The following is a 12,671-nucleotide window of genomic DNA, read 5'->3' as shown; positions in this document are numbered from 1 at the left end:
TGAATTTTTTGTCTTCAACGGATTGAAATCCGTTGCTACCAATATTTTGTTCCTACGGAACTTTTTTAAAATGATATTTTTTATTCTGTTAATTCCTTAGGCTCTTCATCTTCAGGCTCGTCTTCAATAAAATCCAATTCCAAAGCCTTTACGCTTTGAACCGCATTTCCGGCAATCCCACGAATCGAACCATACATTCCCAAAGTATTATGAACTACTTTTTCGATTTGTTTTTCGCGCTGTTTCCAGATTCTCTGCATTGCTCTTTTTTCAGAATCTAAGTCGCTTTGCATTTGAGTAAAACCTTCTACGATTCCTTCAATCTGCAAGCGGAATTCGTTGCTTGTAAGGAAATCATATAACATAGACATTTTATCACCTTTATTTTCCTGTGCTTGAACCGCTTGATTAATTTGAATTAAAGATTGACGCAATACAGCGCTTAAACCTTTAAACTCTTCATAGGTACAAATCCAGATTCCGTCGCGCATACCCATTCGTTCCATTCCGTTTGGCATTACTTCGGTAACTAAAACACCAATATTGGCTCTTTTGATTCTGATATCGTTTTTGAATTTCTCGATCCAAGAAGGCTGAAAAGCTTTTGTTCTTTTACTTTCGTAATAAATAGAACCGCAGTTTTGGTGTTCTCTTGTATTTACAACTTGAAGACAGTCAGCACCGTTTGCGCCTTTTTTAATTTCATCAATGCTGTCAAGAGGGAAATTATTTGCAAGCCATTCTTCAATTGCCAATTCCATTATTTCGCCTTGCAATTGCATAGAACCTTGTTCTTGCTTGCGTTTCATTTCTTCGGTTAGCTTTTTCTGTTCTTCTAATTGTTTTTGAAGTTCTTTAAATTTTAACTCGTTTTTATCGTCTTCTTGTTTTCTGATTTTTTCACGTTCCAAAGCCAATTGAGCATTCAATTGCTTTTCGGCTTCAGCTTGAATAGCTTCTTTCATTTCCAGTTTTTCGCGTTGTAATTTGGCGATTTCACCTTCCATTTTATTTAATTCTCTGATCTTTTCCGATTTTTCAGAGAGTTCTTTTTCCATTAAAAGCAAACGGTCTTTGTTTTCTTCTTCGAGTTTTGTTTTTAGTTTTTCAGAAATTTCTTTTTCCGCAATTTTTCTTTCACGCTCCAAGCGTTCAGCAAAAAGTTCGTTTTCTTGTTTCTTTTTGGCTTCAAATTCGGCTTTGGCTTTATCCAATTGTTCGTTCTTAAGCTCTAATTCTTTATTTTGAATAGTAGCTTTTTGTTGAAATTCTTTACGAATGCTGTCTTCCAACTGATGTTTTAAAACATCATTTACATCGATCGGAGTTCCGCAGTTTGGACACTGAATTGAAGATTGCTCAGCCATTTTATATTGAAATTTTTATTGTAGAATTTGAATTTGCTAAGATATTTAAAAGTTCTCTTTTTATGATGTGGATTGCTGTACTAATTTGTAACGAATTTTTGTTATGGCCACGAATTTCTCGAATTTACACGATTTTTTTTTTGAAATCAATTTCTCGCAAAGACGCAAGGACACAAAGTTTTTTTGTCAAAGTAGACGTTAAGTATGTCTTCCTGAGCGAAGTCGAAGGATCGCATGCTAAATCCATACAGTCCGTGTCCTTCGACTTCGCTCAGGAGGACAAAAAATGAGAAAAAAACTTTGCGACTTCGCGACTTTGCGAGATTAATAAAAACTTTGTGTCTTAGCGCCTTTGTGGCAATAAAAAGGCAACAGCAGATTGCGTGATTTCTGAATGATCATCTTTTGATGTAATTAACGAGACATTTGTATATAGATTAACCTTTTTCAATTCAATAAAACCAATTTCAGAATCTTGATTATTTTTGGCAATGTTTGAAGGAACAATCGAAATCCCCAATCCGTTTTTAACCAATTGTACGATTGAGTTGATGTTATTTGCTTCATGAATAATCTTTGGCGTAAAACCATAAAATGCGCAAAGTTCTAGCAAAACTTCATGATAATGCGGAGCGTAATCTTTATTGAAAAATACAAACGTTTCGTCTTTCAGTTTTACAATTTCATTTTCTGTTTTTATCTGAATGAATTTTTTATTGTAAACCAATGAAAAACCATCTTTAAACCATAAATGTGATTTTATTTTTGGTGAATGAATCGGAGATCGTATGATTCCCATTTCGATTTTTCCTTGTTCTAAAGCATCAATTTGTTTGGTTGTTGAGATTTCAAAAAGTTTGAAATTAACATATGGAAATTGGGCTTTGAGGTGTTTGATTAAATCTGAAATAACTGCTGAATAAATTGAACTGATATAAGCGATTCTAAATTCGCCTGAAACGTTTTCAGCAATCTTTTTTGTTTTCACAGAAATACGTTCTAGATTCTGAAAAATTGCTGTAACTTCTTCCTTAAAATATTTCCCTGCTTCAGTCAATTCTACCTTTTTATTATTTCGAATGAAAAGCTTTGCCTGAAGTTCTTCTTCCAGTTCTGCAATTTGTCTGCTTAATGGAGGTTGAGAAATAAATAGTTTTTCTGAAGCTTTGGTAAAGTTCAATTCTTTGGCTACAGCCAAAAAATATTTTAGATGACGTAATTCCATGATACTTTTAAAGTATTGTTTATTGATAAAAATAGTATTTTTAAAGTATTTATGAAAGAGGTAGTTTTGAAAAATCAAAAAATAAATCTCTCGCAGATATAGCAGATTATTAATTTAGATAAAATCGTCTAAACCATAATATTTCCAATCTATAATAGCAAAAAGATTAGCAAAATCTGCGAGAGATTAAAAAACAAAAGACCATGAAAAAATCAACTATTGCAGAAATAAAAGAGCGATTTGACAATGATGTCGAGCGATTTTCAAATTTAGAAACAGGACAAGTAGCAACAATCGACGCCACTATTTCTTTAGAATTAATAACCGAAGCTTCAAAACGTATTGTGCCAAATGCCAAAAGTATCTTGGATGTGGGTTGTGGAGCTGGAAATTACACCTTGAAAATGTTGTATAAAGTGCGAGATTTAAATTGCACTTTGGTCGATTTGAGTTTGCCAATGTTGGATCGTGCCTTTGAAAGGGTTTCGGCAGAAACAAACGGAAATGTCGAAATAAAGCAAGGTGATATTCGCGAAGTAGATTTAAAAGAAAACAGTTTTGATATTATTTTGGCTGGTGCCGTTTTGCATCATTTGCGTGATGATAATGATTGGGAAACCACTTTTGTCAAATTGTTTAAATTGTTAAAACCAGGCGGCTGTTTGATGATTTCTGATTTAATTACACAAGATACCGAATTGTTGAATGAATATACTTGGCAACGTTACGGTGAGTATTTGGAGGGAATAGGAGGGGCAGAATATCGACAGAAAGTTTTGGATTATATCGATAAAGAAGATTCTCCAAGATCGATGAATTACCAATTGGATTTGATGAAAAAAGTAGGTTTTTCAAAAGTCGAAATTTTACATAAAAACATGTGTTTTGGCGCTTTTGGCGGAGTAAAGTAGTTTTTTACAGCTACGAATTCACAAATTATTTTAAATCCTCTGCGTATAGATTTAAAAAAATAAAATTCGTGAATTCGTGGCGAAAAACCTTTAGAGAATCTGTTCTGTTTTGTAAACTTGAATTGGGCTTGAAACTAGATTTTCTGTTTTTTTGATGAATTCTTGTAAATAAGACTGATTGTTGTGCAGGTCTAGTCCAGGTTGATCTTTCCATTCTTCCCAAAGAATAAATACGTTTTCGGAAGTGTGTAAATCATAACGAATACATGCAGCTTCTTTTCTAGTTTCAGTTACTAGATGTGTCAGCAGGTTTTGAACTTCATTTAAATGCTCTGGTTTACTTTTTAAAATTGCTGTAATCGAAATCATAATTATAAGTTTTTAAAAGTTTGCTCTAAATGTTTTGTGTAATTCTCTTTAAAGATAGCAATATTTTCTGGTGTTGCGCCTTTTTCTACATCGTGAAAATGGAATCCGTTTAGTTTTTCCATTCCAGTAAATTTGTTCATTTTATGGAAACCAAACATTACGCCGTCATCAACAGAAGTTTCTTCAAAGAATTCTCCTGGAAGTGTAAAAGCAGTTGCAGGTGCGTTCCAGCTTGTGGTAAGCATGTATTTGCGTCCGTGTAAGAGTCCGCCAGTTCCGTAGTTGATGTCTGGATTTACACGACTTCTTCCGTCACTTTTATAAATTCCTTTGTTGTGGCCTGCTGTGAAAACATCGTCAAAGTATTTTTTGAAAAGGTTTGGCAATTGAAACCACCAAACAGGTGTGTGATAGATGATTACATCTGCCCAAACAAATTTTTCTACTTCTTTGTCAAGATCGATATTGTCTTCTACGTGAGTTGTTTTTACTTCGTATTCGTTGCTTTTAGAAAGAAATTCTGTTGTCCAGTCTTGAACTGTTTTATTGAATTGTCCTCCTGAATGAGCAAATTTTTGCCCGCCGTTAATTATAAATATCTTCTTCATTTTATTTTATGTTGTTATGGATACGTGACGCGTGAGGGATAGGAGCGATATCCTTTTACTTTTTTCTTTAAAAAGTAAAAGATTTAGCGGATAGCCCGGCCCTTGGGACACGCCCAAATTCTAATTATTTAATTTTTTGAGATTTTTTTAAACACATAGAAACATAGGTTTTTCTTTCTTGAAAAAGGGAATGGAAAGAAACTAGTTTCTGACACATAGTTGGCAAATCTTTGGCGAGTTAATTACGGAGATTCCTCGTTCCTCGGAATGACAAATTACATTGACTATGTTTGTTAATGCAATTGAAACGCCTTTTGTGCGCTATGAAAACTATGTTTCTATGTGTTTAAAAGAGAGAATTATTTTATTTTAGCAATCGCTTGATTGATAAATTCCAATTCTGAAGCTGATAGATCGAAATTCATTGTTTTGGCGTTTGAAATAGCTTGTTCGGCGTTTCTTGCTCCCGCTAAAACAATCGCAATTCCTTTTTGTAAAGAGGTCCAACGTAAAACTAATTGCGATAAGCTTGCTTCTTTTGCATGTGCTAAAGAAGTTAATTCTTCGACTAAAGTTTTTACTTTTTGAAGATCAAACTGATTGAAATAACCGTTTCTATGGTCGTTTTCTTTTAATTTGCTGTCGGTGAAATATTTTCCAGTCAATAAACCTCTTTCCATCGGGCTGTAAGCAATGATTCCGATATTTTCTGCAACTGTGAAAGGAATCAGTTCTTCTTCAATTTTACGGTTCAGCATGCTGTAAGCTACTTGGTTTGAAGCTACTTGAATTGTTTTTTGGGCTTCCTTAATTTGTGCCACATTGTAATTGCTTACTCCAAAAGTTCTAATTTTTCCTTGCTGAATTAAGCTTTCTGCCGCTTCCATTGTTTCGGAAATTGGTGTTGTTGAATCTGGCCAGTGAATTTGCAATAAGTCGATGTAATCGGTTTGAAGGCGTTTTAAGCTTTCTTCTACCTCTTTAATTACGTTTGCTTTTGATGAATATTTGTAAATCGGAACTTTTTTTCCATTATCGTCTGCGTCAAAAAAGAAATCACCTTTTCCGTTATTGCTTCCGTCCCAAACCAAACCGAATTTTGTAAGTAACTGAACTTTAGAACGATCATAAGACTTTATCGCTTCTCCGATCATTTCTTCGCTTAAACCAAATCCGTAAAATGGAGCGGTATCGATTGTGGTAACGCCGTGGTCAATTGAAGCCTGAACAGATTCAATTGAATCTTTCTTTTCAGTTCCGCCCCACATGGTTCCGCCGATAGCAAATGCACCATAAGTAATAGCTGATAATTCAAGTTCTGAGTTGCCTAGTTTTCTATATTCCATGATTGTGATTTTTTATATTTAAAATTGATGAGGCAAAATTATACCGTTTTTATGATTCTTATTTGGTATATATTTGTCTTTTTTAGGTATATTTGCATCTTCAAATAAATGGGATTATGAAAAAAGAAAACTTATACGAACCTTTTACGGTTTCTTTTGAAACGCTGAATGAATATCCAGATGTTGGAGATCGTCATAATTTTTTCGAACTGGTTTATATTTTAGAAGGAACGGGAAGGCAGTGTATCAATAAGAACATTTTTGAATATGATCCAGGGCATTTGTTTTTATTGACGCCTGAGGATTGCCATAATTTTACCATTGAAACTAAAACGAAATTTTTCTTTTTGAGGTTTAATGATATTTATTTGAAAAATTCGAGTCTGCAAAATGAGAATATTCAGCGATTAGAATATATTCTTCAAAATGCGAATCATCAGCCGGGCTGTATTCTTAAAAATGATCCTGATAAATGTTTGGTGAAAGTAATGATTGAAGCAATCTGTCGTGAGCATCAGGATAAAGATGTTTACAATCAGGAATTGATTCAGCAGTTGGTGAATACGCTGATTATTATTGTAGCGAGAAATATTGCAAAATATCTTCCTGAGCAAGTAACAATAAATACGGAAGCCAAAGCAATGGATATTCTGCAATACATTCAGAACAATATTTATTATCCTGAAAAAATCAAAGCGGAATCTATTAGTGATTATTTCGGGATTTCGAATACGTATTTAGGACGTTATTTTAAGAAACATGCCAGCGAAACGATGCAACAGTATATCAGTAATTATAAAACGAAACTGATTGAACACCGTTTGCAATTTAGTGATAAGCGCATTAACGAAATTGCGTATGAATTTGGCTTCACAGATGAAAGCCACTTTAATAAGTTTTTTAGAAAGCAAAAAGGGTATAGTCCGTCTGAATTTAGAAAGACGATTCGATTGAGTGCTTAAACACGGATTACACTAATTAGCACGAATTTTTTTGCCACAGATTATAAGGATTAAAAGGATTTTTTTATTTCACGCAGATTTTAAATGATTTTAGCAGATTTAAAAAAAGATTTCTGAATAAATCTGCTCAATCTGCGAGAGAAAAAATAAAAAATCTGTGTAAATCCGCGTTTTCGCAAAGCGAATCTGTTTTATCTGTGTACTTTAACTCAAAGTTCTAATTAAATAATTTTCTTGATTACACGAAGTTTGTGTGTATGTTTATTTAATTCAGGATTGTAAATTCCTGTATGGTCCAAACGGTCAATGCGTACTTTTCCACTTGCGTGAATGATGTAGTTGTTTTCCATAATGATGCCTACGTGAGTAATATTTCCTTCGTCATTATCAAAAAAAGCTAAATCTCCAGCTTCACATTCTTCGATGAAGCTTAACGGATCTCCTTCAAGCGCTTGCTGAGACGCGTCACGATGAATTTTATAGCCGTTTAGTTTGTAAACCATTTGAGTAAAACCAGAACAATCGATGCCAAAAGGTGTTTTTCCGCCCCATAAATACGGAGCATTCAAGTACATAAAAGCAGTTTTAATTAAGGCGCTTTTAGGTTTTATGCCACTAGTTTTGGTTCCTTCAAAATCAAAATTTGAAATATTGATTTCGCTATTATTTAAAAAAGATAAGGAAGCTCCAAGCGGAATAGGAAGTAAGAGATTGTTTGGAGCTGTGATATAATCAATTAGATCGGCATTTAAAATAATCGATTCTTTGCTCAAAAGATCAAATTGTTCCTTGGTGATTTCCTGATATTGTTTAGAATCTACCCAGCCTTCATAGTCATCAAACTGAATCCTAATTCGTGCCCATTGATTATGGCGTTCTAAAATTTCGATATGCTCGCCAAACAAGAGCTGTGTAACAATTTCACTTCTGTCGCTAGCTTCAGCGCGAACGGGTACTATGGCTAAATTGCAAATTCCAAACATTTAAGGAAATTTATAAGTTGAAAATCAGGAGTTAAATATATAACTCCTGATTTTTGTGATATTGTTTTAAGCTCTTTCGATAACAATTGCTGATGCGCCACCGCCACCGTTGCAAATTGCAGCAGCTCCAGTTTTTGCATTGTTTTGTTCTAAAACATTTAGTAAAGTTACAATAATACGTGCTCCAGAAGCTCCAAGAGGATGTCCTAAAGAAACCGCTCCACCGTTTACGTTTACTTTGTCGTTATCAAGATTTAATATTTTTGCATTGGCTAATCCAACAACAGAGAAAGCTTCGTTAAATTCGAAGAAATCAACATCTGAGATTGAAATTCCAGCTTTGTCTAAAGCTTTTGGTAAAGCTTTTGCTGGACTTGTTGTAAACCATTTTGGTTCTTGCGCAGCATCTGCGTAACCTTTTATGTATGCAAGAGGTTTCAAACCTAAAGCATTTGCTTTTTCTTCAGACATTAAAACCAAAGCAGCAGCTCCGTCATTGATTGTAGAAGCATTTGCAGCAGTTACAGTTCCGTCTTTTGTGAAAACTGGTGCTAAAGATGGAATTTTATCTAATTTCACATTAGTATATTCTTCGTCTTTAGAGAATATAACTGGTTCGCCACGTCTTTGTGGCACTTCAACAGGAACAACTTCATTGTCGAATTTTCCAGCGTCCCAAGCTTTAGCGCTTCTTTCATAAGATTGAATAGCAAAAGCATCTTGTTCTTCACGGCTGATTTTGTATTCAGATGCACATAAATCCGCGCAAACTCCCATTGCGTTATTGTCGTAAGCATCTGTCAAACCATCTTTTTGCATTCCGTCAAGCATAGTTGCTGGGCCAAATTTGTTTCCAGCACGCATTTGCACGTAGTGAGGAATCAAACTCATGCTTTCCATTCCGCCTGCTACTACGATTTCAGCGTCACCGCATGCGATTGCTTGAGCAGCAAACATCACGGCTTTCATCCCAGAAGCACATACTTTGTTTACAGTTGTAGCGGCAACTTCTTCAGACAAACCAGCAAAAAGTGCTGCTTGACGTGCTGGCGCTTGTCCGACACCTGCCTGAATTACATTCCCCATGAAAACTTCATCGACTAATTTTGGGTCAAGATTAATTTTTGAAAGGGCTCCTTTTATAGCAGCAGCGCCTAATTTTGGTGCAGGTACACTAGATAACCCGCCCATGAAACTTCCGATAGGTGTTCTAACGGCAGAAACGATAACAACTCTTTTGTTCATTTTCTGTTTAATAATAGTTAGTAAGCAAATTTACTGTTTATTTGAATAAATTCAAATTTTGTATTGAATAGGGTTGATTTTAAATTTAAGGTGAAATTTTTGTTAATTCTATTTGTTTGATTGTGAAGTGGTTTTGAAAAAAGATGAAAAAAAACTAAAAAAACTCAAAAAAAAGCTTGTGAGAAAAGGAATGTTGTTATACATTTGCACTCGCAAAACGGAAGCAATTCCACTAGCAAGGAGAGGTGCCAGAGCGGTAATGGAGCAGATTGCTAATCTGTCGACGGGTAACCGTCGCCAGGGTTCGAGTCCCTGTCTCTCCGCTTAAATTTTGCCTCGGGGTGTAGCGTAGCCCGGTTATCGCGCCTGCTTTGGGAGCAGGAGGCCGCAGGTTCGAATCCTGCCACCCCGACTACAATTGAAATAATGGTCGCATAGCTCAGCTGGATAGAGCACCTGCCTTCTAAGCAGGCGGTCGAAGGTTCGAATCCTTCTGCGATCACTAAGACCGATTTTTTGAATCGGTCAAAACGTTGAAAACCCGCATCTTTACTGAGATGCGGGTTTTTTTTTGTTCATTCTAGTTTCAAAAATGCTCATTCTTTCACTAATTTTTATGGCACATTCGTGGCAATTTATTCTGCTAAAAAAAATTGCCACAAAAAACGAGTTAAAGTGTTGTTTATCAACATGTAAAGCTGGTTAACGACTTGATTTAGAGATATTATAATTCGACCTTTATTAACTTATTAAATTGTTGAATTATGTTAGAAAACAGTTTTGGAATTACCTTCTTTTTGAAGAGTTCCGTAAAAAGTACCAAAGAGAAGTATATTTATCTGAGAATTACTGTAGATGGAGTTCCTAAAGAAACATCCACTAAACGAAAATGGGATTTTAACCGGTGGGAGCAGAAGACTGCAAGGGCGACAGGAAATAAAGAAGATGCTAAGGCTTTAAATTTGTTTTTGAATTCGCTTGAATTAAAAATAAACAAATACAGAGACGAACTCTCTGAGAAACGAGAGATTGTCAGCAGTGTAAAACTTATTAACTATGCTTTAGGTAAAACTACTGTAAAGTCCACAGTGCTGCAGGAATTTCAGCTCCACAATGATCAAATGTTAGCTTTAGTAGAAAAAGAGGAGTATGCTATTGGCACCCATGAGCGTTACGAGATATCAAAAAAACATGTTACCGAGTTTATGTTTTATAAATACGGTTTAAGGGATATGGAATTTAGCGAGCTGAATTTTGAATTTGTAAAAGATTATGAGTTTTATCTTAAAACAGTAAAGAATATAAGCAATAACACTGCTCTCAAATATATTTCCAATTTTAAGAAGGTTGTTCTTATCGGGGTTGATAAAGAAATTATTTCTGCAGATCCATTTAAGCGTTTTAAATCTAAAAAGATTAAAGTGCCTAAAAAGCCTTTAACTAATCATGAGTTGTCACTATTGGAAAAGCATAAATTTTTAACAGATCGTCTCAGTGTGGTAAGAGATGTTTTTGTCTTTCAGTGTTATACTGGTCTTGCATATATTGATGTATTTAATTTAAAGCAGTCTGACTTAAAGTTTGGTATTGATCAAGAGAAATGGATAATGTCTGCAAGACAGAAAACAAAAAGCACAATAAATGTTCCTTTACTGCCAAAAGCTATTGAAATAATAGAGAGTTACAAAAATCACCCTTTATGCATACAGAGAAATTCTGTACTGCCTGTAAGTTCAAATCAGAAAATGAATGAATACCTTAAAGAAATTGCTGATTTGTGCGGGATAAGAAGTGTGTTAAATACCCACAAGGCGAGAAGAACCTTCGCTAGTACTGTTACGTTAAATAATAATGTACCAATTCATGTAGTAAAGGAAATGCTGGGACATCAGTCTGTAAGCCAGACAGAAGGATATGCTATAACTGAAGAGCTTACCATCGGGCGTGAGATGCAGGGATTAAAACAAAGACTAGAAGAGAAGCAAGGCAATTCTGTTAAGGTAACTATAGAAACAATTGAAAAAATGGAACAAGAACTGATTCAAATGAAGAAAAGTCTTGGTTTAAAATCGTAATTTAATAAGGCACAATTAAATTCATATCTAATTGTGTCTTGTTATCAGGATATAAATGGTTACTATTGAGGAATATTAAGATAAATGCATAACGGTGCTGGTTTGTTAATCGTTATTTTCCAAGTATTTAAATTGCATACTAGAAAAGAAATATTAAAATAAAAAACGCAAGTAAATTATACAATTTGTATAATTAAAATTGTATATTTGTATAACGAATCAATTCAAATAATGAATGTAAAAATATTAAAAATAGAAGGAAATACATTAGTTAATGCTAGAATTTCAGATGCAAAACTATTGAAAGTGAGTCTTCCTTCTGTAGTTGATGGATGGAGGTTTGATTTTCATAAGCATTTAAAGAAAAAAAACTTTGAAACTTATGTTTTAGTTTCTGAGGAAACTTCTGAAAGAATTGAAGGCTGCCTATCATTTGAAATGAGAGATAAAATTGAGCCTTATATGGCTTTTATTGAAATAGCACCTCATAATGTTGGTACAGTAAAAGAATATGATAATGTTGCAGGTTGTTTAATTGCTTTTGCCTGCAGGCTGAGTTTTATGAATGGTGAAGACCATTTTCAAGGTTGGTTGGCTTTTGATGTTTTGGAAGAAAATATAGAAGATGAGACTAAATTAATGAAAGTGTATTCAACAAAATATAATGCTGTACGATTAGGAGATAGTACGACTATGCTTATCCCTCCTGAAGGGGGACAAAAATTAATAACCGAGTTTTTAGATTAATTAAGATGAAAAATAAAGAAATTAAATTTGAAAATATTTGGAATGACAAGAAAAGAGAAGATATTAAGCAGACTATTTTATTGCATTCTTCTAAACAATCCAAAGAAAGAATATTAACAAATCAATTGCTTTCTATTCAGTATAAATTAGAAGATTATATTCAGAACGAAAGTGATGATATTGAAGTTTTAAAGGTACTTGATTTTGTTAAAATGTATTTGAAAGCCCTTAAATTAACTAAAAAGGAACTAGCAACGTATTTTGGAATGGAAGATAGTAATCTTCATAAATATTTGACAGGAGTTAGAAAACTTAATGCAGAGTTAGTTTTAAAGTTAAGTTGTTTTTCGCACACTAAACCTGAATATTGGTATAGAGTTCAAATAAAGAATGAGTTGATCGAATTAAATAAAGAAAAGAAAAATGTTGAGAAGTATAAAAAATATGATTACCGTAATTTGGTAGAAATAGTCTAAGTTTTATACAACAAATTTAAAGCCCTGAAGAGGGCTTTTTTAAATTATAAAGACTTATCTGATGTAATGGCTCAGAATTTTTGCTGCTTATTTTAAAATTACAACCTTAACTTTTTGGGGCAAAAGTTATCAGCTCCAATTTCTGGTCTACTTAGGAAAAATTGGTCAGCCAACCGAATGCTTGTGTATAATTTGCTAGTTTGGAAATGCGTTGATCAACAGTATCTAATTTAAATTGGTTTTCATAATTTGGAATTAATTCTATCGTTTATGGATTATAATTATTAACTAAGTCAATAAGTATTCACTAACAAAGAGAGAGTCTGATTTTATCTTGGTTATGCTTTTAGAAAAAAA

Annotated in this window: 12 protein-coding genes and 3 tRNA genes; 8 read left to right on the top strand and 7 right to left on the bottom strand. The window is 33.9% G+C overall.

Going from position 1 to position 12,671, the window contains the following annotated elements:
* Positions 1-80: 80 nt before the first annotated feature.
* Complete coding sequence (locus tag RB618_RS11830; protein WP_308068900.1) at positions 81-1,367, bottom strand: DUF2130 domain-containing protein; 1,287 nt, start codon at positions 1,365-1,367, stop codon at positions 81-83.
* A gap of 343 nt (positions 1,368-1,710) precedes the next feature.
* Positions 1,711-2,592, bottom strand: a complete 882-nt coding sequence (locus tag RB618_RS11825; protein ID WP_308068899.1) for a LysR family transcriptional regulator — start codon at positions 2,590-2,592, stop codon at positions 1,711-1,713.
* 203 nt (positions 2,593-2,795) lie between these two features.
* On the opposite strand from RB618_RS11825, the gene RB618_RS11820 reads away from it, so the two are divergent.
* Positions 2,796-3,503 carry a methyltransferase domain-containing protein gene (locus RB618_RS11820; RefSeq protein WP_308068898.1) on the top strand — a complete coding sequence of 236 codons (708 nt, stop codon included), beginning with the start codon at positions 2,796-2,798 and terminating at the stop codon, positions 3,501-3,503.
* 90 nt (positions 3,504-3,593) lie between these two features.
* Here RB618_RS11820 and RB618_RS11815 read toward each other — a convergent pair whose 3' ends face one another.
* The 3 genes from RB618_RS11815 to RB618_RS11805 form a co-directional block, all read right to left on the bottom strand.
* Positions 3,594-3,872 carry a putative quinol monooxygenase gene (locus tag RB618_RS11815; protein ID WP_308068897.1) on the bottom strand — a complete coding sequence of 93 codons (279 nt, stop codon included), beginning with the start codon at positions 3,870-3,872 and terminating at the stop codon, positions 3,594-3,596.
* A 2-nt stretch (positions 3,873-3,874) separates the two neighbouring features.
* On the bottom strand, positions 3,875-4,480 hold the full coding sequence (locus RB618_RS11810) for an NAD(P)H-dependent oxidoreductase (protein WP_308068896.1): 606 nt from the start codon (positions 4,478-4,480) through the stop codon (positions 3,875-3,877).
* A gap of 359 nt (positions 4,481-4,839) precedes the next feature.
* A complete protein-coding gene (locus RB618_RS11805) occupies positions 4,840-5,826 on the bottom strand; it encodes an aldo/keto reductase (RefSeq protein WP_308068895.1) in 987 nt (328 codons plus the stop codon).
* A gap of 116 nt (positions 5,827-5,942) precedes the next feature.
* Here RB618_RS11805 and RB618_RS11800 point away from each other — a divergent pair, with 116 nt between their 5' ends.
* Positions 5,943-6,788, top strand: a complete 846-nt coding sequence (locus tag RB618_RS11800) for an AraC family transcriptional regulator (RefSeq protein ID WP_263521564.1) — start codon at positions 5,943-5,945, stop codon at positions 6,786-6,788.
* Positions 6,789-7,009: 221 nt separating this feature from the next.
* On the opposite strand, the gene RB618_RS11795 is transcribed toward RB618_RS11800, so the two are convergent.
* Both RB618_RS11795 and RB618_RS11790 read right to left on the bottom strand, forming a co-directional pair.
* A complete protein-coding gene (locus tag RB618_RS11795; protein ID WP_308068894.1) occupies positions 7,010-7,771 on the bottom strand; it encodes a C40 family peptidase in 762 nt (253 codons plus the stop codon).
* Between the two features lie 66 nt (positions 7,772-7,837).
* Positions 7,838-9,016 carry an acetyl-CoA C-acyltransferase gene (locus RB618_RS11790; RefSeq protein ID WP_274257806.1) on the bottom strand — a complete coding sequence of 393 codons (1,179 nt, stop codon included), beginning with the start codon at positions 9,014-9,016 and terminating at the stop codon, positions 7,838-7,840.
* A 239-nt stretch (positions 9,017-9,255) separates the two neighbouring features.
* On the opposite strand from RB618_RS11790, the gene RB618_RS11785 reads away from it, so the two are divergent.
* The 6 genes from RB618_RS11785 (at position 9,256) to RB618_RS11760 (ending at position 12,314) form a co-directional block, all read left to right on the top strand.
* Positions 9,256-9,339: transfer RNA gene (locus tag RB618_RS11785), tRNA-Ser, on the top strand.
* Between the two features lie 14 nt (positions 9,340-9,353).
* A tRNA-Pro gene (locus RB618_RS11780) sits at positions 9,354-9,428 on the top strand.
* Between the two features lie 16 nt (positions 9,429-9,444).
* A tRNA-Arg gene (locus RB618_RS11775) sits at positions 9,445-9,518 on the top strand.
* 262 nt (positions 9,519-9,780) lie between these two features.
* A complete protein-coding gene (locus RB618_RS11770; protein ID WP_308068893.1) occupies positions 9,781-11,091 on the top strand; it encodes a site-specific integrase in 1,311 nt (436 codons plus the stop codon).
* A 231-nt stretch (positions 11,092-11,322) separates the two neighbouring features.
* Positions 11,323-11,838: a hypothetical protein gene (locus RB618_RS11765; RefSeq protein ID WP_308068892.1), complete on the top strand. Its 516-nt coding sequence runs from the start codon at positions 11,323-11,325 to the stop codon at positions 11,836-11,838.
* Between the two features lie 5 nt (positions 11,839-11,843).
* Positions 11,844-12,314 carry a helix-turn-helix domain-containing protein gene (locus RB618_RS11760; protein ID WP_308068891.1) on the top strand — a complete coding sequence of 157 codons (471 nt, stop codon included), beginning with the start codon at positions 11,844-11,846 and terminating at the stop codon, positions 12,312-12,314.
* Positions 12,315-12,671 lie beyond the last annotated feature (357 nt).

Source organism: Flavobacterium sp. LHD-85 (assembly GCF_030929595.1).
Lineage (GTDB): Bacteria > Bacteroidota > Bacteroidia > Flavobacteriales > Flavobacteriaceae > Flavobacterium.
The sequence above is the reverse complement of the archived record's forward strand: the minus strand, read 5'-3'. Positions and strand labels throughout refer to the sequence as shown.